We start from the raw sequence: 24377 nt of genomic DNA on the forward strand, positions 1-24377 counted from the left end.
CATGATGAGGGGAGACACCATGAAACCAGCAAGCGGAAAGCCAGCCCGGTTCCTCACGATGACGACGGCATTCGCCCTCGTCATCGCAGCGGGGGGGCCGGTATTCGCCCAGGAGGCAGCAAAGGGGCCTGCCGCCGTCGACGGCGCGCGCATCGTCAACGCCGACAAGGAGCCCGGCAACTGGATGACCACGGGACGCACCTATGACGAGCAGCGCTATAGCCCATTGAAGGAGATCAACGACAAGAACGTCGGCAAGTTGGGGTTGGCCTGGACTTACAAGATCGAGATCGACCGTGGCGTCGAAGCCACGCCCATCGTCGTCGATAGCGTGATGTATACGACGGGCCCTTTCTCTATCGTCTATGCACTGGATGCGAAGACTGGCCAGCTGAAGTGGAAGTACGATCCGAAGTCGGATCGCTCGCGCGCCGGCGAAGCGTGCTGCGACGCCGTCAACCGCGGCGTGGCCGTATGGAACGGCAAGGTCTACGTCGGCGTGCTCGACGGCCGCCTCGAAGCCATCGACGCGAAGACCGGCACGAAGGTCTGGTCGGTGGACACGCGCTACGACACGAGCCGGAGCATCTCCATCACCGGCGCGCCGCGCGTCGTCGAGGGCAAGGTGATCATCGGCAACGGCGGCGCCGAATATGGAACGCGCGGCTACATCACCGCGTATGACGCCGAAACCGGCAAGCAGGACTGGCGCTTCTGGACGGTGCCGGGCGACCCGGACAAGCCGGCCGAGAACAAGGCGATGGAAATCGCCCGGCCCACCTGGAGCGGTCGCGCGTTCGTCGCGCAGGGCGGCGGCGGCACGGTGTGGGATTCGATGTCCTACGACCCGGAACTGAAGTTGCTCTACATCGGCGTCGGCAACGCGTCGTCGTGGAACCCGAAGTTCCGAAGCGAGGGCAAGGGTGACAACCTGTTCCTCTCGTCGATCGTCGCGATCCATGTCGACACCGGCGAATACGCGTGGCATTACCAGACCACGCCGGGAGATGCCTGGGACTTCACGGCCACCGCGCACATGATTCTGGCCGACGTGAAGATCGGTGGGAAGCCGCGCAAGGTGCTGATGCAGGCACCGAAGAACGGCTTCTTCTACGTCATCGACCGCACCGACGGCAAACTGCTCTCGGCGAAGAACATCATTCCGCTGAGCTGGTCCAGCGGCGTCGACATGAAGACCGGCCGTCCGAAGGTGAAACCCGAGGCGGAGTACTGGAAAGATCCCGAACACAAACCGCACCTGGTGCAGCCTGCGTTCTGGGGTGCCCACGATTGGCAACCGATGTCGTACAGCCCGGATACCGGCCTGGTCTACATCCCGACGCACATCATGTCGGCCTACTACCAGGATCTGGCCAAGGAACCGCCACGCCGCAAGTTCAAGAGCGCCTATCAGCTCGGCGCGGACGCAGGCATGGTGCCCGAGGCCGAGAAGGAACTGCGCGAACTGGCCAGCACCTGGAGCGGCAAGCTCATGGCGTGGGACCCGAAGACGCAGAAGAAAGTATGGGAAGTCCCATACAAGACGATCTTCAACGGCGGCGTCCTCTCCACCGCGGGCAACCTCGTATTCGAAGGCACGGCCGACGGACGCGTCGTGGCCTACTCCGCCGACAAGGGCAAGAAGCTCTGGGAAGCGCCGGCCAACACGGGCGTCATGGCCGCGCCGATCTCCTATACCGTGGACGGCGAGCAGTACGTGACCTTCATGGCTGGCTGGGGCGGCGCGTTCTCGACGTTCGAAGGCGGCATTTCGCTCAACGCCGGTGTGTTGCCAAACTCACAGGTACTCACCTACAAGCTCGGCGGTACCGCTAAGCTGCCACCGTTCAAGTACAAGTACGCCGACCACAAGCTCGACCCGCCGCCGTTCACCGGTACGGCGGAACAAGTGGAGGAAGGCCGGAAACTGTTCGGTGCCAATTGCTCGCAGTGCCACGGCATCAACGCCGTGTCCGGTGGCGTGCTGCCCGACCTCCGCCTGCTGTCGAAGGACAACCACGCCCGCTTCGCCGCCATCGTCTACGGTGCGCGCATCCCGGACGGCATGCCCTCGTTCGCCGAAGCGCTCACGATGCAGCAGGTGGAAGAAGTTCACCAATACCTGATCAAGCGCGCGCACGACCTGAAGGATTCGCCGGCGAAGGAACCCCGCGCGGCGCAGCAACCTTGATCGATCGGGCGATGAACTGCCTGTCAGGGGCGCGTGGCTTCGACGCAGAGCTGTCGAAGCCACGCGATGAAGGCGGTGCGTGCCTCGTCCGGCTCAGCGACGCGGTGCCAGCACAGATGGTAGGTGTAGGGCGGGCGGGCCTCGATCGCGAACAGCTTGATCAACTTTCCGCTTTGCAGGTGACGGCGCACGAGGCTGCGCCGTGCGAGGGCCACGCCATGGCCGTTCAGCGCCGCCTCCAGCAACATGCCCAGGTCCATGAGCCGGTGCCCATCGGTCGGCTCGACAGTGTCGCCATGACCGGTTTCCGAACGTGCGGCGCGCATCCACGGTTCCCACGGTTCGAGCGGGCAACGCAACAGGATGGCGCGGCGGATCATGTCCGCCGGTGAATCGAAGCGTACCTGGGCGAGGTAGGCAGGACTGGCAACGGGAAACACGGTCTCGTCGGTGAGGCCCTCGCTGTCCACGCCCTCGAAGCGGCCATCGCCGAAGCGTACCTCCACGTCCCAGCCTGGCGCGGTGATATCCAGGTAGGGAATCGACGGCATCAGTTCCAGTTCGATATCCGGATACCGTTCGCCAAAAGTATGCAGGTGCGGCACGAGCAGATCGCGGCCGAACGTCGGTGGCGTCGCGACGCGCAGCCGCCGTCGCGACGTGGAGTCACGACGGTGGTACGCCGAACGGGTAAGCAGGCCAAGAGCCACATTGACCTGCTCGAGGTATTCCCGTCCGATCGCCGTCGGTTCCACTCCCCGCCCCGTGCGCGAGAGCATCTTCACGCCAAGCAGGGATTCGAGTCCCGCGACGCGTTTGGCCACCGCGCTGGGCGTGATCGACAGTTCACGACTCGCCCGCTCGAACGAACCCAGCCGCGCGGCTGCCTCAAGTGCACGCAAGTGCGCCGTCGACGGCAGGCGCACATCGTGTTCCAGCGAATGCAAGCGGTGATCGAGCCCGTCGTGCGAAGGATGGCGATGGAAATTCATCCTTATCCCCTGTAAAGAGGCTTACTTTAGGTTCTTCGCGCATTTCCGGGAAGCGCGAAAGGCAGAGCCGCCGGCCACCACCCTCATCGCTCCGGTTGCACCCTCGTCGCTCCGGTTGCACCGCCGCTCCCGGGTGGGAAGCGGGCTGGCCCGCGATTCGCCACCCTCTGTCGAGCGAATGAGGCCGTGCATCGCATCCGAGCGAGCGGCGACAAGCCTCGCCCGATCACCGCAAAGCCTCCTTCGCCGGCAAGAAGATCGAGGAATCGCGGGCCAGCCCGCTTCCCACCCGGGTGTGGTGTCCGCCCCCCCGCCCGCCACGCATCCCTCAGGCAGGAAGTCTCCCGTCATACTCTTCCTTCAACCGTAACCACCCATCCCAGAAGGGCCCGGTCTGCGTTCCTTCCATGCGCGCCGCCAGCACGTCGAGGTGCATATGCCAGCCCGCGCTGACGTTCAGTCGCATCGTGCGGTCGAGCACACGCCTGTGGATCAGCGTCAGCAGGACCTGGTCACCGCTGGACTCCAGTTCGAAGCTGACGCCGCCGGTGTTTCCCCACGTGATCGCCAACTTGCGTGGCGGATCGACCTCCGTGATGGAACCTTCCATGCGATGCTCGTCGGAAAATCCGGGGGGACGCTGTCCGGGCGGATTCGTCAATTCGTCATTGCGCCAGACGAACTCGAAGGTCGATCCCTCCTTCATTTCCATGTCGCCGCTCGCCAACCACTGGCGGCGCAGGTGGCCCTCGGTCAGGTAGGCCCAGACTCGCTCTATCGGTCCTGGCAGGACGCGTTGGATCTTCAACGTGGTGGGTTCGATCAGCGTGCCGTAGGTATCGGGGATGGCCAGGGCGGTCATGACTTGTCTCCTTTGGAGGGCGGGGGCTCGTGGGCATCGGCTTGACGCAGGAGCCGGTCGAGCACACCCAGACGGTCGGTCCAGAAGCGCTCGTAGAAGGCCAGCCACTCGCTCACGCTGGCGAGCGGGCCAGGATCGAGTCGGCAGATATGGACACGTCCGCGTACCTCGCGACGGATCAGGCCCGCGTTTTCCAGCACCTTGATGTGCTTGGAGGCGGCCGCGAGCGACATCTCGAACGGTTCGGCAAGCTGGCCCACCGTCCGCTCGCCATCGGCGAGCTCACGCAGCATGTGTCGCCGCGTGCGGTCGCCGAGGGCGTGGAAGATCGGGTCCAGGTGCGGGGCAGTTAATTCAACCATGGGGTTGAATGTACGCGCGAGCCCTCTTTTAGTCAACCACTTGGTTGAATTATTTTCAGGCGTCGTGCACGGGGTGCGGTGCCGGCCGGTGCAGCATCCGCGAAACGAGCGCGACGACGGCGAGGCCACCACCGAGAACGCATACGCCCAACCACCCTGCCCGCCGCCACGCCTCCGCGGCGACGAAGGAGCCCGCCGCACCACCGAGGAACATCGTCGTCATGAAAAGCGTATTGAGGCGACTCTTGAACTCCGGATGCAGGCCGTAGATGAGGTGCTGGTGCGAGACCAGGGCGATCTGCACGCCGAAGTCGAGCAGGATCACGCCGACGATGAGTCCGGCAAGACTCGTCCACAACGCGAAGACGGCCCAGGCGACCACGGTCGCCGCCGCACCCATCGCGATGACCAGCCACGGACCACGCCGGTCCGCGATGCGGCCCGCCACCGGTGCCATCGCGACACCCACGGCGCCGACGATGCCGAACAGACCCGCGGTCGCCGCACCGAGATGCAGGGGCGGTTGTTCAAGACGCAGCGCAAGGACGGTCCAGAACGCCGAGAACGAGGCGAAGATCACGGCCTGGGTGAGCGCCGCGCGGCGCAGCAGCGGTTCGGCGCGCCACAGGCCCACCAGGGAGCCCAGCAATTCGCGATAGGGCACGCGGCGCGCGGGCCGATGCTCGGGCAGACGCGTCGCCATCAGCACCGCGCCGATCAAGGCCACGGGAACGGCCAGCCAGAACATCGCCCGCCATCCCGCCACGCTGGAGACGAAGCCGGCGATCGTACGACTGAGCAAGATGCCGGTGAGCAGGCCGCTCATCACGGTGCCGACCGCCGCACCGCGTTTTGCCGGCGCGGAAAGGATCGTGGCGAAGGGCACGATCTGCTGCGCCACTGTCGCCGCCGCGCCGACGATCACCGAAGCAACCGCCAGCATGGCCAACCCCGGCGCCATGGCCGCGAGCACCAGCGCAACCGACAGCACGATGAACTGCACGGCGATGAGCCGGCGCCGTTCCAGCGCATCGCCCAGGGGCAGCAGGAACAGGAGACCCGCGGCATAACCCAGCTGGGTCAGCATCGGAATCCACCGCTCCACCGCGCCATCGTGCAGATCCCTCGACATGATGCCGAGCATCGGCTGGTTGTAATAGATGTTGGCGACCGCCAGTCCCGCCGCCAGCGCCATCGCATACAAGGTGGCGCGGGGAAGGCTTGCCGGCTCGGCGGTGGATGGTGGCATGAGGGATTCCTGGCGATGAAGGGCTATACGGAACACATGATCGCAGTGTCCGACAGGAAGGCGATACGCGCTTGTGCAATTGGTCCCTCATTGCACGCGCCACACCGGCCATCGTCTATGCTGAGCCGATGTCCACGGCCTGCGCGGAGCAACGACTTGAAAACGATCGGCCTCATCGGCGGCATGAGCTGGGAATCCACCCTGCCCTATTACCGGACCATCAACGAAACGATCCGGGACGAGCTTGGCGGCCTGCATTCGGCGCGGCTCCTGCTCTATAGCCTGGATTTCCATGAGATCGAACGCCTTCAGCACGCCGGTGACTGGAACGGTGCCGGCGAAGCCATGGCGACGGCGGCGCGTTCGCTGGAAGCCGGCGGCGCGGACTTCCTCGTGCTGTGCACGAACACCATGCACCGGGTCGCGGACGCGATCGAGCGAGCCACCCCATTGCCCTTGCTACATATCGCCGACGCCACCGCCGATGCGCTCTCCGACCACGCCATCCGACGCGTGGGCCTGCTCGGCACGCGCTTCACCATGGAGCAAGCGTTCTATCGGGACCGTCTGTCCGCACGAGGGTTCGACGTGGTCGTGCCGGACGATGCCGACCGCGCCGACGTGCACCGGATCATCTACGACGAACTGTGCCAGGGCATCATCCGCGAGGAATCCCGCGAACGTTACCGGCAGGTGATGTCGCGGCTGGTGGACGACGGCGCCGAGGCGATCATCCTCGGTTGCACCGAGGTCGCCCTGCTGGTGGAAGGTGACGATGCCAGCGTGCCGCTGTTCGATACCGCCGCCATCCATGCGCGGGCGGCGGCACGCCACGCGCTCGGCTGAGCGGCGTCAACGCGTCACGAGACGGTCCAGCCGCAGCCGCCCGCGGTTATCGGTCAATCGCGCCGCCGCGAGGTACACCGCCACCATCGACGCGAGGCAGCTGCCGCCGGCGAGCAGGAACATCAGCAGGATCTGGTATTTCACCGCCTCCATCGGGTCGAGCCCGGCGAGGATCTGGCCGGTCATGATGCCGGGCAGCGTCACGACACCGGCGGCACTCATCTGGTTGACGATGGGAATCATGCTACGGCGGATGGCGTCCCGGCCCAGTTCGGCCGTGGCGGCGCGGTAGGTATCGCCGAGCATCAGCCGCGCCTCGATCGCCGATGCCTGTACGCCGACGCCATCGAGCACGCCGCTGAAGGCGATGCTCGCCGAGTTGAGCACGTTGCCGAGGATGATGCCGGCCAACGGGATCGCATACTGCGGTGAAAGCAATGGATGCGGCCGGATCGCGGTCAGCAGCGCGAACAGGCACGTCAGCAAGGCCGGTGTGGCGACGCTGGCGAGACTGATGAGGAAACCACCGTGTCGAAGACGATGTACGGGCCGTGCCGCCGCTTCGCGCGCGGCCACCAGCACCATCGCGAAGATCACCAGCAAGGTCAGCCACGTCTCGCCCACGGCGAACACGTAGCGAAGCACGAAGCCCACCGCCACCAGCTGCACCACCATGCGCAACGCCGCCAGCAGCAGCCCGCGATGCAGACGCAGGCGGAAGACCAGCGAGAGCACCGCGTCGAGCAGGATCAGCGTCGACGCCATCGCCAGGTCGTAGGGATGCAAGGAAATGACGTTCATGCCGCGCCGAGCCTTCCCTTGTCCATGGTGAACGTACGGTCGGCCATACGCCGGGCCTGCATCGCGTCGTGCGTCACCATGACGATACCGACACCCTCCCCGCAGCACTCGACCAGCAAGGCTTCCACGGCCGCGGTCGCCGTGGGATCGAGCCCGCTGGTCGGTTCGTCGAGCAGGAGCACCTCGGGCCGCCTCACCCACGCCCTGACCAGGGCCAGGCGTTGCCGTTCACCCGTGGAAAGCACGCGGACCTCACGTTTCATGATGTCCGGGGGAAGCAGGAGACGCGCGGCCATCGTCACCGCCATCTCCATCATCGAAAGCTCGAAGTGCGCTTCCACGGTGGGGGCCCACCAACCCGCCTGCGCGGGTACCAGCATCACGCGGCGGCGCCAGCTGGGCGCCGCTATCGTCTCGCGCGGCTGGCCGGCGAGGATGACCTTGCCTTCGCCAGGGTCGAGGTCCGCCAGCAAGCGCAGCAGAAGCGACTTTCCCGCACCGGACGCGCCCATGATCGCCAACCGTTCGCCAGCGGCAAGGGCGATGGACACCGGGCCGACGCCGAACCCGTTCAGTTCCTCGACAGAAAGTAATTGCGACTGGGACATCACGATGCGTATGTTCCTGCGGATGGAGGTGCCGCGCCCGGGGCACATCATGGCGTGCGACGGCCACCTTCGCCAGGTAGTCGCGGGCATGTTGCCATGCTGTTACCGGAGGCTTAGTTCATGCTTCGGACGGAAACGCGCTTTGTAAGCATGCCGTCATCAAACGGACAGCTGCATCTAAGCTGGCTTTGGCATCGTAGCGGGAACGCCCGGATCACACGGGTACGCACGAGACGCTTCATGTCGACGGTCGTTTCAGTCAAGCGGGTAGAACCGGTCATGCCGCGCACTCCCCTGCACGGGCGGGGCCACGCCTTCCGGCGCAAGGCCGTCGCGTGGCTGCTCCGGCACCTCTTGCCGGCGCGGGACAACCTCGTTGGACCCGGGCAGCTGCCACGCATCGGCATCCAGCGCATCCTGGTCTGCCGGCCGAATCACCGCCTGGGCAACACGGTCTTGCTCACGTCGTTGATGAGCGAGATCGAACGCCACTTTCCGGGCGCGGAAGTCGACGTGCTGGGTTCCGGCGAGACGACCCGCAGCATCTTCGGTGGTTTCGCCACGATCGGCGAACTATTCCTTCTCGACCGCCGTGCATTGCGGCGCCCGCTCGCCACCACGCGCACCTTGCGCCGGCTCTCCAGCAAGCGCTACGACCTCGTCATCGACGCGGCGTCGGGGTCATCTTCCGGACGTATCGCCGCCGGCATGGCGAAGGCGCGCTATCAAGTGCGTATCGAGGGAACCGACGGCGATGCGCCGGTACATTTCGCAGCTCGGCCGGTGCATGCGCTCCGGCAGGCACTGGGCGAGCAGAGGCTCGATCCCGTACCCGCGCTCGACCTGCGCCTGACGACCGCCGAACGCGAACGTGGCGCCGCCACGCTGGAACGTGTCCTGCAAGGATCACCCGCCAACGACGCTCCCATCCTGGCGATCTTCCCGAACGCGACCGGCCGCAAGCGGCTCGATGGCACGTGGTGGCAAACCTTCGTCGACGAACTCGTCCGGCGTGCCGGTCCGTTTCGCATCGTCGAACTCGTGGCAGCCGACGGTCAATCGCGCATCGGCAATGCCTACCCCACGTACTTCACCAGCGATCCTCGCAAGCTCGCCGCGTTCATCGATGCCGCCGGCACCTACGTGAGTGCCGATTGCGGCGTGATGCACCTGGCCGCGGCGACGCGTGCCGTCACGATCGGCATCTTCGGCACCACCGATCCCGATCGCTACGCGCCGTTCGGCGGACGCAACATGGGCTTTCGCAGCGATGAAGGCTGCCCCCTTGCCGCGGCGACGCGAGTCGCCGCGCACTTGCGTCAGAGCGGCGCCATATAGCCGAAGCCGCGCACGGTACGGATCGCACCGGGGCCCACCTTCCTTCGCAGGCCATGCACGAGGACTTCGAGCGCGTTCGGGCCGACCTCCGCGTCGCAACCGTAGATCGATGTCTCGATCACCTCGCGGCGGACGATGCGCCCTGCCCGCTCCACCAGCATCTGCAACAGCGAGAACTCACGGCGAGTGAGTTCGATTCGCCTTCCCGCGTAGGTGACCTCCAGGGAACACAGGTTCATCGACAGGTCCCCCAGCTCGATGAGGTTGTCGGCGAAACCGCGGGCGCGGCGCGCAAGGCAGCGGACGCGTGCGGTGAGTTCATCCAGGTCGAAGGGTTTGGCCAGGCAGTCGTCGGCACCCGCGTCGAGGATGGCGATGCGCGTTTCGACCACCTCGCATGCCGTCATGGCCAGCAGCGGCGTACGGATGCCGAGGCGGCGGACCTGACGCAGGATGTCCAAGCCATGGTCCGGTGCCATATCGACGTCGAACAAGGCCAGGTCGACATGGCGCAGTCGAAGCGCTTCCAGCAGTTCCGCACCGCACCGCAGCCATGTCACCGTGTACGTCATCTGCCCGAGCACGCGCGCCATGGCGGCGCCGAGCGCCGGATCACCTTCGACGACAATAATGTTTATGACATCCTCCACATGCGAACCGGCGGGCTTTTCCTGGCTGCCGATGATCGCAGGTTGGAGGGCCGGGACGCACACGGTCCCGGCAAAAACCGCCAAGGCACTACCGGGTGCCGTGTGGATTCAGCGCTCGAGCAGGTCTTCGTGCTGGTTCAGCGTCGGCGCGGCGAAAGGTTCCGGTGCCGGCGTACGGCCGAAATGGATGGGATGGTTCACCCCGCGATACTGGCCCACCACGGGATGTTCGAACGTGGCGACGAGGCCTTCCGCGGTCACCTGCGGGTGATCGAACATGTCCTCGATGCGACGCGCGGCGGCGCTGGGCACGGCGTCGCCGAAGATGGCTTCCCATTCGAGCGCACTGTGCGCGGCGAGCGCGTCGTGCAATCGCGGCACGATCTCGTTGTGGTGCTCGGCCCGCTTGCGCACGGTGTCGTAGCGCTCGTCGTCATGCAAGGCCTGCAAGCCGGTGCGCTCGCACAAGGCCTTCCAGAAATGCGGTGTGTTGGCGGAAATGTAGATATAGCCATCGCGCGTGGGATGGATGCCGGTGACGCCACCGGAACGCATGTCGCGGCCAATGTCCAACGACTCCCCTTCCGCCCATATCATCCGCGCGGACTGCATGGTGAGCGCGCTGCGCAACAGCGAGATGCCGACGTACTGGCCGAGGCCGCTGCGCTCGCGCTCATACAGTGCCGACGACACGCCCGCCGCCAGCAGCGCGGCTGCGTAGTAGTCCACCACCGATCCATAGATCACTTCGGGCGGACCGTTGCGCTTGCCCTGCAAGGTGCACATCCCGGTCATCGTCTGCAAGACCTGGTCGTAGCCGGCCTTGTCCTTCATCGGGCCGGATTCACCGTAACCGGTGACCGCGCAGTAAATCAGGCGCGGATTGATCAGGTTGAGCCGTTCGTGGTCGATGGCCAGCCGTTTCGGCACGCCCGGCCTGAAATTGTGCACGAGCACGTCCGCTTCGCGCACGAGGCGCAACAACGCGGCGTGGTCGGACGGGTTCTTCAGGTCGAGCACGATGCCGCGCTTGCTGCGGTTCACGCCGAGGAAGGCCCGGCTCTCGGCGGCCAGCGTCGACGGATACTGGCGCAGGTTGTCACCGCCGGGCGGCTCGATCTTGATGACGTCCGCGCCCTGGTCGGCGAGCAGTGTGCAGCCGTAGGGGCCTGCGATATAGGCGCTCAGGTCCAGCACCTTCACGTCGGCGAGTGGGCCGGACGCTCGGCGGGGGGACGATGTCGACGTTTCCATGTTTGCCTCGGTATCCACAGTTGCCATGTCCCGTTTTCCGCGAGTCACTTTGCAGCACGCGGGATGCCCGAAACAGCCCGCTCCGATATGTTCTGGCAGCAGAAAATATTGCTTGAAGGCGCAATCACTCCGTGGGCGCCAGGCCTAGCCATGTGAGGCGCCAGGCCCCGTCGTGGCGGCCTCCCGTGGCGAAATACGGGGTGAACCGCAGCGGTGGCCGGTATCCGGGATCGAAGTGCAGCGTGGGCATGCCGTCTTCCCCCCGCTCGCATGTGAGCCAATCCTCCACCGGCCCTTCCGGCAGCTTCACCGTTTCGCTGGTCTTGAAGCCGTCGACGCGTTCCGTGGCATAGACCAGCGGGCCGCAGGTGAAGCCGACGTAGTCGAAGCGCAGCACTTCCTGCCGCACCGCGCTGCCGTCGGGGGCCCGCGATTCCTGCACGTTACGATTCGTCGCGCGATGCACCATGGGCTGGGCGGGAAAGCGCGCCAGGATGCGATCGCCGGTGCGCCACTCACGATCGATCGTGGCGTAGCTTCCCGGCACGATCGCCGCGTCGGCTGCCGCGCCGTTGACGAGCACGCTGGCGCCCTCCGCCCACGAAGGCACGCGAATCCGTAGCCTGAAATGCGTCTCGCGCTCCACCTCGAGATCGATGCGCACGTCATCGGGATACGGCCAGGCCGTGGCCTGCCGAAGCGTCACGCATCCCGGGGCTTCCAGCGTGGCCGTCGATTCACCGGCACCGAAGAGATTGATATCGAGCGTCGCCGGATCGCGCACGCCCACGGCGATGTCGGGCAGCTCCTCGACGGCCATGGCGCCGCTGGACTTGCAGCAGCGCCAGTAGGTGGTATGCACGCGGCGGCCATTGGGAAAGACGTAGTAACACCAGTCCTCGCCGTCGGGCGCCTGTGCGGCGAGGAGGTCGTTGTATGCGGAGCGTTCGATTTCCTCCGCGTAGCGGGCCTCGCCCGTGATCGCCAGCAATTCCCGGTTGAGCTGGATCCAGGCCAGGGTCGAACAGGTCTCCACATAGCCTTCCGGGCTGAACGCGCCAGGCGCATTGAAGACCTCGCGCGACCGATGTGCCACGCCGCCCCAGGGTCCGCCACCGAGCGTGAGGTGGTGGTCGCGGATACTGGTCCAGACGTTTTCCACCGCGCGCAGCAGGTCGGCTTCGCCGGTGACGCGATGCAGCTTGGCCATGCCGACCATGTTCCAGGCCAGTTGGTAGGCCTTGCCGGTGCCGATGAAGGCCGCATCGGTGCCGGCGAGGCTTTGTTTCAGCAGTGCGAGCGGCGGGTTCGCGTCCGCCTGGGCAAGTACGCGACGCGCCAATTCGAGATAACGGGGATCGCCCGTGGCAAGGTGCAGTTCCACGGCGGGATCGAGCAACACCGTTGCCGACATGCCGAAGTGATTGCCGAGATCCGTGATGTCGATGCCGCCGTCGGTCAGCGTGTGCAGGCACAGGTCGCCGATGCGCCTCGCGCTTTCGAGGTATCGCTCACCACCGAGCTGGCGGTGAACCTCGATGAGGCCGAGCATCAGGTAGGCGTGCGTCCAGATGTCCCACGTACGTACGCTCGGTGCGCCATCCCAGCTCACCGGTTTCGGCGGGCGCGGGCACATGAAGCGTCGCGACGGTGCGTAGGTACCCAGGTAACCGTCGTCTTCCTGCACGGAGACGAGATAATCGGCCACGCGTAGCACGCTGGCACGCAGGGCCGCGTCGCCACTGCGCGCGGCGGCACGCGATGCGGCCACCAGCCACTTGCCCGCATGCTCTCCATACCAGTCGCCTTCCTCGTTCGATGCACGGCGTTCCGGCGCGAACAAGGCGATGGCGGGGCTCGTTTCATCGACGATGAAATGCGACAGCCGGCCGCGAAGGTTCGCGGCCAGGGCATCGCCGAGAAGGCCATCCAATCGGGTGCGCACGTTCATGCGGCGTCGACCACGCAACGGAAGCCGATGCAGCCGGAGCGGTCCTTGCACGGGGCCATCAACAGGTACTTGCCATGCTGGTCGAGGCGATACGCCTGCGGGAAGTACCAGTGCGAGGTCTGTGGCTGATAGGAGCTACCCCCGCGCAGGATCGCGCTCCTCGTATGCTCGTCCTCGTATTCGTCGGTCCACTGCCAGACGTTGCCGACGAGGTCGAGCACGCCGAACGGACTGGCCGCCGCGGGAAACGCGTCGACGTTCGCCGGCGCGCGCAACGTGCGCCCGCGGTTCGGCGCGGGTACCCGGTCGTCGCGCCAGTCGTCGCCCCAGGGATAACGCCGGCCATCGTTGCCCTGGGCGGCGTACTGCCACTCCCATTCGTGCGGCAACCGCTTGCCGGCCCATGCGGCGTAGGCACGCGCATCCTCCAACGCCACCCAGGTGACGGGCTTGTTTTCCCAGCCCGCGGGCGGCTTGCCGTTGCGCCAGTGGTGGAGGAAATGATGTTCATCCGCCGGTGCCCAGCCGCTTTCGGCAAGAAAGACGGCGAACTGCGCATTGGTGACCGGTGTGCGGTCGATATGGAACGGCTCGATCGACAGTAGGTGACGATGGCCGCGGCGCGGGCTCGATTCCCACGGATACTGGACATCGTTGCCTTCCCACGTCTGCCCTTCTATTTCGACGCCGCCGACGACGAAGTCGAACACCCCGCCCGGTATCGGCACCATGCCCTTCGGCGGCGCGGATTGCGGCAGGGTCCGGGCGATGGCGACCTGGCGTTGTGGCAGGCTGCGCCAGGTGGATGAAAGCGACGCCAATGGCGTGGCGGCAGCGGCATGCATGGTCTCGAGGAAGTGGTCGAGACCATCCACCGAGGCGCCCGCGCGCAATGCGAGCACGGCGCCGAAGCCGCGGCCTTCGAGGGCCATGCCCAGCACCGCCCTTCCCCCTTCCATGCGCGGTTCCAGTGCCACGCCGTTCCACAGGTCGTAGTAGCGCGTTCCCTCGGCATGGGGAACGGCCAGTTGCTCACCGTCGACGATGTACTCGTTGCGATTGACGACCGTCCACACCGTATAACCTTCCACCGGGAAGCGGCTGGCGAAGACGCCCGCCTGGAGGGTCCGTTCGTACGGTCGCCAGTCCATGCTCACCATCGCGGAGGCGAAGTGGCGTTCGACATGGGCGATGCGTCGAAGCGATTCGGCATCGCGTGGCGTGAACTGGTTCCAGATACCCCAGACGTTTTCCCAGGCGTTGTAACCGATGCCATTGAAGAAGATGTATTGCAGGTCGTGGTTGCGGTCGCGGCCCCAGCGGTTCTCGTAGTTGATCATGTGCCGCGGTTCGAGCCACTTGAACTTGGCCACGGGAGGAATGGCCTCGTTGGGCGCCTTCTTGCCCCAGCTCTGCGCGTTCCAGATCAGCTGTTCCTCGGCGCTGATCGTGGATTCCGGCTGCAGCACGACCGGGCGGCCCACGGCGTCGCAGGCATCGAAGAAGGCGCGTGGCACGCCGTTGTACGTGTCGCCGTTGACGCCATCGGCGCCCACCGCCTCGACCAGCCCGGCCATCGTCCGCCAGTCGTTTTCTTCCGGCGGCCGCGTGCCGTGGTCCCAGGGCATGGTCGGCAGGAAGACGCGCACGCCCCGCCGGTGGAAATCGTCCACAGCCGAGCGCAGGCCTTCCAATCCACCGGGAAGATCGAAGGCGAGGTCGGTCTTGTTCCGGTCGTCGACGCCGATGTTCGGATAGACGAACCAGATCAGCACGCTATCGATGCCGCCGAAGCGCGCCTCGAGATCGTCCAGGTACCGGTCGACGGTGTAGCGCCCCGCCACCGGGTCGTAGAAGTAGCGGTCTTCCACCATCATCTGCGCGTGGACGAAGTTACGCTGCGCCCACTGCAACTCCGGCCGGCAGTAGTTGGTGTCGTCGTAACCGATACGCACCAGATGCTCGCGGCGCCAGTCGGTCAGTTCGCGTACCCAGTCGTCCGCGCTGCCGTCGACATCCATCTTCCAATGGCCGATCTCGGCGAAAGGCCAGCCGGGCGCCTTGCCCGGCGTGGGCAGGTAGCGCCCGGTGGTGACGTGGGAAAACTTGAACTCATGCGCCACTGGCGGAGCGTCGTCGCGGTCGTCAGTTGATGGATTCATGGGCGGTGGCCGCGTGGGATTCATGGAAGGGCATGGTAGACGAGGTCGTAGAAAGGCCGCGCGAGGCGCGGGAGGTCCTTGCCGCCGTCGTCGCGGGGAAGGTGCTGCAACAGGAGGATCGCCACGAGGCGCTCGTGGGGGTCGATCGTATACGTGGTGGAGGCGGCGCCCATCCAGCCATATTGGCCCACGGAGCCCAACTGGCCACGCCGGGCCGGGTCGATCACGACGTAACCGCCGATGCCGAAGCCCTCGCCCGCGTTGAACTGGGTGACAGGCGGATCGAGCATGCCCAGGTGGTTGCTCATCATCGACTCCACCGTCTTTCGCCCCAGCAACACGCGATCGCCCGCCCGGCCTCCGTCGAGCAGCATCCTGGCGAAGCGGGCGAAGTCGTCCGCCGTCGAATAAAGACCACCCGCGCCACTCGTGTAGCGATTCAGCGGCTCACCGGGATGACGAGCGCTCCGGCTCGTGTCCAGCGCGAGCCGGCCATCGTCACCCATGCGGGTCAGGTCCACGATCCGGCTGCGCTCGGCGGGCGCCACGGAGAACCCGGTATCGCGCATGCCCAGCGGCACGAAGATCCGTTCGCTCAGGAATTCGGCGAACGGTTTTTTCGCCACCACCTCGACCACCCGGGCGACGAGTTCCAGTGACGCCCCGTCGTAGCCGAAACGCACGCCGGGATCGGCGGCGAGCGGCACCCGGCTCATCCGTTCGGCGAAGCCGGCCAGGTCCCCGGCAGCATGGGGGTCGATGCGTTCCATGGCCGCGACGGCGAGACGGTCGCCGGGCAATCCGGCGGGATAACCGGAGGTATGCGTCAGCAGGTCGTGCAGGGTGACGCGGCGCGAGGCATCCCTGAGCACGGGTTTTTCGGCACTGCCGCCTGTCATGACCCTGGGCGTGTCGAACCCGGGCAGGAAATCCGACAGCGGCTGGTCGAGCGATACCTTGCCCTCCTCCACCAGCATCATCAGAGCGACCGACGTCACCGTCTTGGTCATCGAGTAGATGCGGAAGATCGCGTCACGCCGCATCGGCCGGTGGCGGCCGAGGTCTTCGTAACCGTAGACCCCGATGTCCACCACCTGTCCGCCGTGCACGATGAGGCTGACGCCGCCGAGATAACCGGCGTCCGACGTCGCGTCGCGCAGGAAGGCGTGCAGCGTATCCAACCGTGCCTTCGGCCACGTCTCGCCCGCCCATGCCGGCGCACCGGCGACGAAGCAGGCCAGCAGGGCCACCCAGACGGCGCGGCCCCCGTGGACACGCCATCGACTCACAACGTGATGGTGTAGGTGAGCGAGGTGACCCGGCCGCGGCCGGACCAGTAGTTCTGGTAACCCGCCAGCTGCGACCAGCTGAGGATGTATTGCTTGTCGAGCAGGTTCTCGACACCGAGCGAGAGCTTGCCGTAGCGCTCCAGGCTGTAGTTCACGCCCAGGTCCCACAAGGTATAACCGTGCGTCCGCTCGTCGTAGCTGAAGGTCGCGCCATCGTAGGCACGCACGTCGTGGCCGGACACGTGGCGGCCGAACAGCGAGGTGGCACCGAGCGTGGCATCGCCGCGCGAGGAATAGTTCCAGGTCACCGAATAGGCCAGCTTGTCCGGGTTGATGTCGAGCACGCCCAGGGGCTTGTTCAGGCCGCCCGCACCGAATCGCCCGGCGGGGTCCGCCGACCAGAAGGCGGTGCGGCCTGTGATGTGCGAGTAGATCCCATTCACCTTCCAGGCATCGTTGAAGCGCCACTCACCGGTCACCTCGGTGCCTTCGATACGCACCGGCGCACGCGACAGGATGAAATCGGTGGTGTGCGGGTCCACCGCCAGTGAGGAACCGAACGGCGACTTCGAGATGTAGTGCGTCGCGCCGAACGCGCCGTTGTCGCCGCGCCAGTTGAAGCCGAATTCGTTGTTCTTGTAGATGATCGGTTCGAGGTCGCTGATGCGGTCGACCGATTGGCCCGGCGTGCTGATGTTGCGCAGCGGGATGCCGATGTTCGGCAGCGTGAAGCCTTCGCTGTACGAGGCGAATACCGACCATTCGTCGCCGATGCGCCAGATGCCGCCGATGTTGCGCAGGTTTTCCTTGTAGTTGAGTTTACCTCCCTGCACGAACACACGGTTGCGGTAATACGTGGTGGTGTAGCTGTCGACCGTGAGGCGATCGCTTTCGCGGCGATAACCACCGCTGATCGTCAACGGGCCGATGTCGTAGGACAGCTGCGCATAGGGCGCCACGCTGTTGTAGATCATCGGCGGTACCCACAGGCGGCCGGTCAAGGCCAGGCGCTGCTGGGCCTCGTCGCGAGCCACGTCGACGCCGGTGTGCAGTTCGAGGCCGGTGACCAGGAAATCCGGACGCGTCCATGAAGTGCGGATGCCGCGCTTCTTGGCCGTGATCTCGGACTGGTCGTACAAGGTGTTCAGCGGCGCGATCAGCGGGTCCTGCTTGTCCTCGGTGTTCTCGGGCAGGTAACGCATGGCCTGGTCGGCCTTGTACACGTTGATGTCCAGCGAACCGCCCAGGACGTTCTTGTTGGTGTATTCGAGCGAGTACTGCTTGAAGTCGTTGAAGGCGTCCTTCGAACCGAAGATGTGGCCCTTCTCGGAGGTATTCGTCCGCGGCACGTCGCACGGTGGGTCGTCGGTCGGGCCGCGGCAACCCAGCACCTGCACGTAGTCGCCCTTGCCCTGGATCTTGAACTTGCTGAAGGTGGCCTGGATGCGCTGGTCGTCGTTCTCGCCGAAGTTGTAGCCGAGCTTGGCGAAGATGTTGCTCGAGGTGGAATCGGCGAGCGAGCCCGACGTGTTCAGGCCGATGCGCCGTCCGTTGCCGTCGTAGGTGATGCCACGGTCGATATACGATCCGGACAGCAGCACGTCGTAGTTGCCCTGCTTGCGGGCGAAGGTCACGCCGGTCTTCCAGCCACCGCTGTCCGACTTGCCTTGCGTCTGGTAACGCGTGGTGATCGTGGTCTCGTTGCCTTCCTTGGTCGGTGTCTTCGAGATGTAGTTGATGATGCCGCCCGCGGCACCGATGCCTTCCGAGGCGGACGGACCGTTGATGACCTCCACGCGGCCGACGATGCCCATGTCGGTGAAGGTGCCGTTGCGCGTACCTTCGCGCAGCGGCGAACCCTGGGGCACGCCATCGAAGAGGCGCAGCGGAATGCGCCCACGCAAGGTCTCGCCCGTGTTGCTCATCGCCTGCGACGACTCGGCATAACCGGGCACCGAACGCGCCAGCACCGCCGTCGCGTCCTCGGTCACCAGCAGCGTATGCGCGATCTCCTCCTTGTTCACCACCGTGATCGCACCGGGAATCTCGTCGACCGCCTTCGGCGTACGCGTGCCGGTGACGATCACCTGGTCGAGATCGGTGGGCTCGGCCGGCTTGTCGGATTTCTTCTTCGCGGTCTTCGGCGCGTCGCCGGCGGCCGGGGCCGTGGCGTCCTGCGCAAGCACGCTGGTGGCGAACAGGGAGACCAGCAGGATGCTGCCGATCGCGGCGGAAAGTGGTTTGATCATGTCGGGTCCGTGGATGCCGTTGGAACGGATCGCCCAGGCGGGCGAGTGCGGCGCGAGCATCGATGACGACGCGCCTGACGGTAGCTGCTGTTGCGGTTGGCGACGCCCTCCCCGGCGTCCCAATGACCTGGGTTTCGTTAATGGCGAATCTATGCGCTTCGCCCTTGCCGAGAAACCGACGGCGGGTATGTTCAGAGACTAGTTTTTGTTGCTTACGAAAAAAGCAAAACTATGCGGCGATGCAACATCACCGACATCGTCATCGTGCAGGCGACGACAATGTCGCCATCGCCTTGCGGCCTTCCTGCAGCAACACGGTGACCAGGCGCACGCGCACGCTCGAGCGCGACCACACGATGCCGATGCGCCGGGGCTCCGAGGGCTTCGGCAACGGCAGGCGCACGAGGTCGAGTCCTTCCGGCCAGGGCTGCGCCCAGTCGGGCACCAGCGAGACGCCCAGGCCACGATCGACCATCACCGCGATCGCGTTCAACGCGTTCAACTCGAAGCGCTCGCGCGGCACGATACCGTTCGCGCGCAGGTAGTCGTCCGCCTGGCGGCCGCCCCACTGGTTACGGTCGTAGCGGATCAGCGGTTCGTTGGCGAGAAGCTCGTGCGGATCGCGCGCCGCCATGGAACGCGGCGCCAGCACCACGAGCGGTTCCTCGCGCAACAGCTGCCACTCGCAGGTCTTGGGTAGCGGAAACGGTGCCTGCAAGACCACGGCCGCATCCAGGTCACCCGCTTCCACGTCGCGATACAGGTCCACCGAGTAACCCGGCTTGATGAACACGTTGATCCGGGGGAAGGTCTCCACCATGCGCGCGAGGATGTCCGGCAGCATGCCCGCCAGCGCGGTCGGGCAGGCACCCAGGCGCAACTCGCCCGATACCCCGCTCTCGTTGGCGACGCTGCGCAGGTCGGCGACGTTGCGCAGCAGGTCGCGCGAGCGCTGGAGGATACGCGAGCCTTCCTCGGTGACGCTCACCGTGCGGCCGACGCGGGCGATCAGGGTGGCGCCGATCTCGCGTTCCAGCGTGCGGATTTGCTGCGCCACGGCAGCGGGCGTGATGTTCAGCAGGCGCGCCGCCGCCGCCATGGAACCGTGGTCGGCCACGGTGATGAAGGTATGCAGGAACTGGGTTTCCACGGGATCTCGCCGGCGCTGGTCAGAGTGGGACCATGGTAGGTCATCCCCCGCGGGATTCGCGATGGATCGTCAGGCCCTCGAGCGAGCGCGTCGGCGCGGGGAAGAACAGGCTGGCCACGTAGCCGATCACGATGCACAGGAAGATCGAGATCGCCAGGTAGAAGTACGGGTGCACGAGCCGAAAAACCCAGGCCACGAGGGTGAGCACGGTGCTTCCGGCGATCCCGATCGCCACCCCCGGCGAGTTGGCGCGCCGGGTGAACATGCCCAGGGTGTACGCGCCTGCGAAGCCGCCGCCCAGCAATCCGGCCAGTTCGATCGACACGTCGAACAGCGAATGCACGTCGAAGCGCGACAGCAGCAGGGCCAACCCGATGCCCACCAGGCCAACCGCGATCGTGCTGACCTCGGCGAAGACCACGCTTCGCTTGGGCGACGGGTTCTTCACCAGGCGCTCGTAGAAGTCCACCGAAACCAGGGTCGCCACGCTGTTCATGATGCCGGACAGCGTCGCCATGGCCGCCGCGAAGATGCCCGCGACGATGAGGCCGGTGACGCCCATCGGCAACTCGGCCGCGATGAACAGCGGGAAGGTGGCGTCGATCGGCAGCAGCGGGTTCATCCGCTCGGGGTGCGCCTTGTAGTAGACGAACAGCGCGGTACCGATCATGTAGAAGACGAAGCCGCCCGGGATCATGATCGCCGCGAAGGCCCAGATCGAGCGCCCCGCTTCCTTGTCCGACGGCGTGGACAGCGTGCGCTGCATCAGCACCTGGTCCTTCGGGAAGGTCAGCACGACGTCGAACAACACGAGGAAGACGAAGCCCCATACCGTGGCCTTGGTCAGGTCGAAGCTGAAGTCGAGCAGGCGGAACTTGTGATCGGCCATGGCCGTATGCACGAACTCGCCCATGCCACCGTGCAGGTGCCAGATGATGAAACCGATGGCGAAGATCGCGCCGCCCATTTTCACGATCACCTGGACCACGTCCGTCCAGATCACCGCCTTCATGCCGCCCATGGCGGTATAGACGATGGTGAAGCCACCCATCAGGATCACGCTCAAGGTGGTGCTGATGCCGGTGATGGTGGCGATCGCGAGCGCCGGCAGGAAGAGGATCACGCTCATCCGGCTGCCGAGCTGGGTGAGGATGCACAGGGCGCTGGCGATCATGCGGATCGCCGGATGGAAGCGTGTTTCCAGGTACGAGAAGACCGACATCAGGTCGAGCCTGCGCAGCAGCGGCACGATCCACACGGCGACGAACATCAGGCCGAACACGGCGATGAGGTTGTTCGTCATGTATTGCCAGTTGCTTTCGAAGGCCTTGGCCGGAATCGCGATGAAACTGATCGAACTGGTGTTCGCCGCGTAGAGGCTGATGCCCGCCGCCCAGAAAGGAATGCTGCGGCCGCCGACAAAGAAGCTGGAGGTGGAGTTGCGCTTCTCGCGCAGGTAGAAGTACAGGCCAATGCCGATCATGCCCGCGAGGTAGACCACGATCACCAGCCAGTCGAGCCAGCGTAGCAACAGCTTGCCCGACTGGACCTGGGCGGACGCCACCGCCATGCGGTCATCGCTCGTGCTCGCCCAGAGCACGCCGTCTTGCCACGGCGCCATGGCCACCGGCCGCACGAAGTCGACACCGGGCAGGCGTGCCCACGATTGCGTGACCACCTGGTAGGTCATCGCATGCGCGGTATCCGTCGCGTCGCCGACGAGGTAGAGGATGTTGGCCTGCCCCAGCGCCCTCGCCATGCCAGGAAGTACCGTTCCCGGCACGTCGCCACGGTGGGCCCATGTGCCTTCGGACGACCGGCGCCACACGGAACCACCCGTCGTGACGAAGATGGCCGCGCCCTGCACCGCCAACGACGTCGCCGCCTCGCGGGACGGCCATCCTTCGATGGACGACCACGCGGGCAGCGCGGCATCGGCATCGAAGCGCCAGATTCGCGGTGCGCCGTTCGACATGCCGGCGATGTAAACGGAGGTACCCGCGAACGCGGGCCGGGCCTCGGACAAGGGCTCGGGCAGGGCTGGCAACGGGCGTACCTCGAGACCGCCGGCGCCGAGGGACAAGCGAACCACGCCGCTCACGCGCCCGGCGTCGAGCTGGGTCGCGTAGGCACGCACACCGTCACCGAACACGACGGCCAATCCGCTGGGTGGGTCACCGGCCGCCCACGGCAGCGGCGCCCACGCCGTCCTGCCTTGTTCCAGCAGCCATGCCTTGCCATCGACGATAGCCAGCACGCGGCCATCCAGGGTGGCGAGGCCTTGCACCGTCCCGCTCGCTGGAACCGGCGGTAGCGCATCGCCACGCAAGGGGGTCAAGGCATCCGCATGGGCAGGACCCACCATGCCGACCGTGCATGCGACCGCGAGCAGCACGGCACGAAACCACATCACGACGTAACGCATGCGCCTCACCCGAGCGACGCCAGGAGGGCTTCCGCGCGTTTCACGAACGGCAGGTCGACCATCCGTCCATCGAGCGAGAAGGCGCCGTGGCCCGCGCGGGCGGCCTCAGCCGCGGCGGCCACGACACGGCGGGCGTGCGCGACCTCTTCCGGCGAAGGCGCGAACACCTCGTTGGCCAGCGTCACCTGGCGTGGATGGATGCAGCTCTTGCCGATGAAGCCGAGTCGCCGGGACATGCGTGCTTCCGCCCGGTAACCGTCGGCATCGTCGATCGCCGCGAAGGCCGCGTCGACCGCGAACACGCCCGCCGCGGCGGCGGCCATCTTCACGGCGAACATGGCGGCATGCACGGCCGCCGTGTCGCCACGGTCGATACCGTGCGGCTCGAAGAGGTCCGCGAGCCCGAGTTGCAGGCCGGCGACGCGCGGATGCGCCGCGGCCATGGCGGCGGCTTGTTCCAGGCCCCTTGGCGTTTCCACGTTCACCAGCAGGCCGACCGGCGCCTCGTGTCCACCAGTGGATTCGATCCGCTCCATGGCGGCGGCCACCGCGCGCACCGCCTCGGCGGATTCGAGCTTGGGCACGTTGAGCAAGGCGAGACCCGGCACCATCACCGCGCGAAGATCGCCCTCGAACCAGGCACTCCCCGGCGCGTTGACACGTACGATGGCCAGCTTGGCCGCGCGACGCATCGCGGGCGAGGCGACGAAGGCGGCCACGTCGTCACGGGCGCGGGTCTTCGCTTCCGCCGGGACGGAATCCTCCAGGTCGAACGACAAGGCATCGGCGGGACCCGCCAGGGCCTTGGCGAAGAGTTCCGGACGCCCGCCGGGCACGAACAACTTGCTGCGCATGGATTCCCCGCCGACGCCGACACTCCGATGACCCGGGATTCTGCGGCATCGGACGCGCGCCAATCGAGCGGGGTACGCACGTTCTAACGATAGGATTCCTATCTTGCTGCGAAGCACAAGACCATCAGACGGCGTGGTACTGCCGGTACCAGCGGACGAACCGGGCGACGCCCTCTTCCACGGAAACCTGCGGTACGTAACCCGTGGCATCGCGCAGGTCGCCCACGTCGGCCGCCGTATCCGGTACGTCGCCGGGCTGCAACGGAAGGAGCTCCATCACGGCCTTGCGGTCCAGGCATTCCTCCAGCCGCTGAATGTAGGCGAGCAGTTCCACCGGTTGTTCGTTACCGATGTTGAACAGGCGGAACGGCGCCACGCCGCTGGAGGCAGGATCGGGCGACATGCCATCCCACGCCGCATCGGCCGAAGGCGGACGGTCGAGGCAACGGACCACGCCTTCGACGATGTCGTCGATATACGTGAAGCTGCGCTGGTGACGTCCGTGGTTGAACACCTTGATCGGCTCGCCCGCCAGGATGGCGCGGGTGAACAGGAACAGCGCCATGTCCGGCCGTCCCCAGGGCCCGTAAACGGTGAAGAAACGCAGGCCCGTGCATGGCGTGCCATACAGGTGGGCGTAGCTGTGCGCCATCTGCTCATTGGCTTTCTTCGTCGCCGCGTAGAGCGTCAGCGGATGTTCGGCGGAACGGTGCTCCGAAAAAGGCATGGCCCGGTTGGCGCCATACACCGAACTGGTGGAGGCGAACACCAGGTGCTCCACCGCATGCGCACGACAGCCTTCGAGCACGTGCAGGAAGCCGGTGACGTTGCTCGACACGTACACGTGCGGGTTCTCGGCCGCGTAGCGCACGCCGGCCTGCGCGGCGAGATGCACCACGCGCCGTGGACGGTGCTCCGCGAACAACGACTCCATCGCGCTCCGATCGGCGATGTCGGCATGCACGTGCGTATAACGCGGATCGTCGCGAAAACGATCCAGCCGCGCCTGCTTCAGCGTCACGTCGTAGTAGTCGTTGAGGTTGTCCACGCCGACCACCTCGTCGCCCCGCGCCAACAGGCGCATCGCCACGTGCGAGCCGATGAAGCCCGCCGTGCCTGTCACGAGTACCTTCATTGGCGGTCC

Annotated in this window: 19 protein-coding genes; 3 read left to right on the top strand and 16 right to left on the bottom strand. The window is 66.0% G+C overall.

The genetic code is table 11. The features are described from left to right. Window positions 1–19 precede the first annotated feature (19 nt). Window positions 20–2191, top strand: coding sequence for a PQQ-dependent dehydrogenase, methanol/ethanol family (locus tag AB6730_RS08270; RefSeq protein WP_371023172.1), 2172 nt, complete (start codon window positions 20–22; stop codon window positions 2189–2191). Window positions 2192–2214: 23 nt separating this feature from the next. On the opposite strand, the gene AB6730_RS08275 is transcribed toward AB6730_RS08270, so the two are convergent. The 4 genes from AB6730_RS08275 to AB6730_RS08290 all read right to left on the bottom strand — a co-directional run bounded on the left by AB6730_RS08275 (window position 2215) and on the right by AB6730_RS08290 (window position 5656). Beyond that, window positions 2215–3183 carry a LysR substrate-binding domain-containing protein gene (locus tag AB6730_RS08275; RefSeq protein WP_371023173.1) on the bottom strand — a complete coding sequence of 323 codons (969 nt, stop codon included), beginning with the start codon at window positions 3181–3183 and terminating at the stop codon, window positions 2215–2217. Between the two features lie 328 nt (window positions 3184–3511). Continuing rightward, entirely contained in the window at window positions 3512–4045 is a 534-nt protein-coding gene (locus AB6730_RS08280; RefSeq protein WP_371023174.1) for an SRPBCC family protein, read from the bottom strand. Beyond that, window positions 4042–4407: an ArsR/SmtB family transcription factor gene (locus AB6730_RS08285; RefSeq protein ID WP_371023175.1), complete on the bottom strand. Its 366-nt coding sequence runs from the start codon at window positions 4405–4407 to the stop codon at window positions 4042–4044. The genes AB6730_RS08280 and AB6730_RS08285 overlap by 4 nt, the downstream gene beginning before the upstream one ends. Before the next feature lie 55 nt (window positions 4408–4462). Beyond that, entirely contained in the window at window positions 4463–5656 is a 1194-nt protein-coding gene (locus AB6730_RS08290) for an MFS transporter (RefSeq protein ID WP_371023176.1), read from the bottom strand. A 117-nt stretch (window positions 5657–5773) separates the two neighbouring features. On the opposite strand from AB6730_RS08290, the gene AB6730_RS08295 reads away from it, so the two are divergent. Next, window positions 5774–6502 carry an aspartate/glutamate racemase family protein gene (locus tag AB6730_RS08295; protein ID WP_371023177.1) on the top strand — a complete coding sequence of 243 codons (729 nt, stop codon included), beginning with the start codon at window positions 5774–5776 and terminating at the stop codon, window positions 6500–6502. 6 nt (window positions 6503–6508) lie between these two features. On the opposite strand, the gene fetB is transcribed toward AB6730_RS08295, so the two are convergent. Then, window positions 6509–7303, bottom strand: coding sequence for an iron export ABC transporter permease subunit FetB (gene fetB, locus AB6730_RS08300; RefSeq protein WP_371023178.1), 795 nt, complete (start codon window positions 7301–7303; stop codon window positions 6509–6511). Then, window positions 7300–7911 carry an ATP-binding cassette domain-containing protein gene (locus AB6730_RS08305; protein WP_371023179.1) on the bottom strand — a complete coding sequence of 204 codons (612 nt, stop codon included), beginning with the start codon at window positions 7909–7911 and terminating at the stop codon, window positions 7300–7302. Before AB6730_RS08305 ends, fetB begins: the two co-directional genes overlap by 4 nt. 279 nt (window positions 7912–8190) lie before the next feature. On the opposite strand from AB6730_RS08305, the gene AB6730_RS08310 reads away from it, so the two are divergent. Next, window positions 8191–9249: a glycosyltransferase family 9 protein gene (locus tag AB6730_RS08310; protein ID WP_371023180.1), complete on the top strand. Its 1059-nt coding sequence runs from the start codon at window positions 8191–8193 to the stop codon at window positions 9247–9249. On the opposite strand, the gene AB6730_RS08315 is transcribed toward AB6730_RS08310, so the two are convergent. The 10 genes from AB6730_RS08315 to AB6730_RS08360 form a co-directional block, all read right to left on the bottom strand. Beyond that, complete coding sequence (locus AB6730_RS08315; protein ID WP_371023181.1) at window positions 9231–9899, bottom strand: response regulator; 669 nt, start codon at window positions 9897–9899, stop codon at window positions 9231–9233. The genes AB6730_RS08310 and AB6730_RS08315 overlap by 19 nt on opposite strands. A 108-nt stretch (window positions 9900–10007) precedes the next feature. Next, window positions 10008–11153: a CaiB/BaiF CoA transferase family protein gene (locus AB6730_RS08320; RefSeq protein ID WP_371023182.1), complete on the bottom strand. Its 1146-nt coding sequence runs from the start codon at window positions 11151–11153 to the stop codon at window positions 10008–10010. 124 nt (window positions 11154–11277) lie between these two features. Beyond that, window positions 11278–13104: a glycoside hydrolase family 127 protein gene (locus AB6730_RS08325; protein WP_371023183.1), complete on the bottom strand. Its 1827-nt coding sequence runs from the start codon at window positions 13102–13104 to the stop codon at window positions 11278–11280. Further along, window positions 13101–15266 (bottom strand): formylglycine-generating enzyme family protein, encoded by a 2166-nt coding sequence (locus AB6730_RS08330; RefSeq protein ID WP_371023184.1) that lies wholly within the window; start codon window positions 15264–15266, stop codon window positions 13101–13103. Before AB6730_RS08330 ends, AB6730_RS08325 begins: the two co-directional genes overlap by 4 nt. Window positions 15267–15286: 20 nt before the next feature. Then, complete coding sequence (locus AB6730_RS08335) at window positions 15287–16555, bottom strand: serine hydrolase domain-containing protein (protein WP_371023185.1); 1269 nt, start codon at window positions 16553–16555, stop codon at window positions 15287–15289. Further along, the gene (locus AB6730_RS08340; protein ID WP_371023186.1) at window positions 16552–18804 is read right to left on the bottom strand and encodes a TonB-dependent receptor; all 2253 of its coding nucleotides are present in this window, start codon (window positions 18802–18804) and stop codon (window positions 16552–16554) included. The genes AB6730_RS08335 and AB6730_RS08340 overlap by 4 nt, the downstream gene beginning before the upstream one ends. A gap of 259 nt (window positions 18805–19063) precedes the next feature. After that, entirely contained in the window at window positions 19064–19954 is an 891-nt protein-coding gene (locus AB6730_RS08345) for a LysR family transcriptional regulator (RefSeq protein ID WP_371023187.1), read from the bottom strand. A 40-nt stretch (window positions 19955–19994) separates the two neighbouring features. Continuing rightward, a complete protein-coding gene (locus tag AB6730_RS08350; protein WP_371023188.1) occupies window positions 19995–22379 on the bottom strand; it encodes a sodium/solute symporter in 2385 nt (794 codons plus the stop codon). A gap of 5 nt (window positions 22380–22384) precedes the next feature. Further along, the gene (locus AB6730_RS08355) at window positions 22385–23233 is read right to left on the bottom strand and encodes a CoA ester lyase (protein WP_371023189.1); all 849 of its coding nucleotides are present in this window, start codon (window positions 23231–23233) and stop codon (window positions 22385–22387) included. Between the two features lie 124 nt (window positions 23234–23357). Further along, the gene (locus AB6730_RS08360; RefSeq protein WP_371023190.1) at window positions 23358–24368 is read right to left on the bottom strand and encodes an NAD-dependent epimerase; all 1011 of its coding nucleotides are present in this window, start codon (window positions 24366–24368) and stop codon (window positions 23358–23360) included. Window positions 24369–24377 lie beyond the last annotated feature (9 nt).

Origin of the sequence: Luteibacter sp. RCC_6_2, from assembly GCF_041360655.1 — a bacterium.
Classification (GTDB): domain Bacteria; phylum Pseudomonadota; class Gammaproteobacteria; order Xanthomonadales; family Rhodanobacteraceae; genus Luteibacter.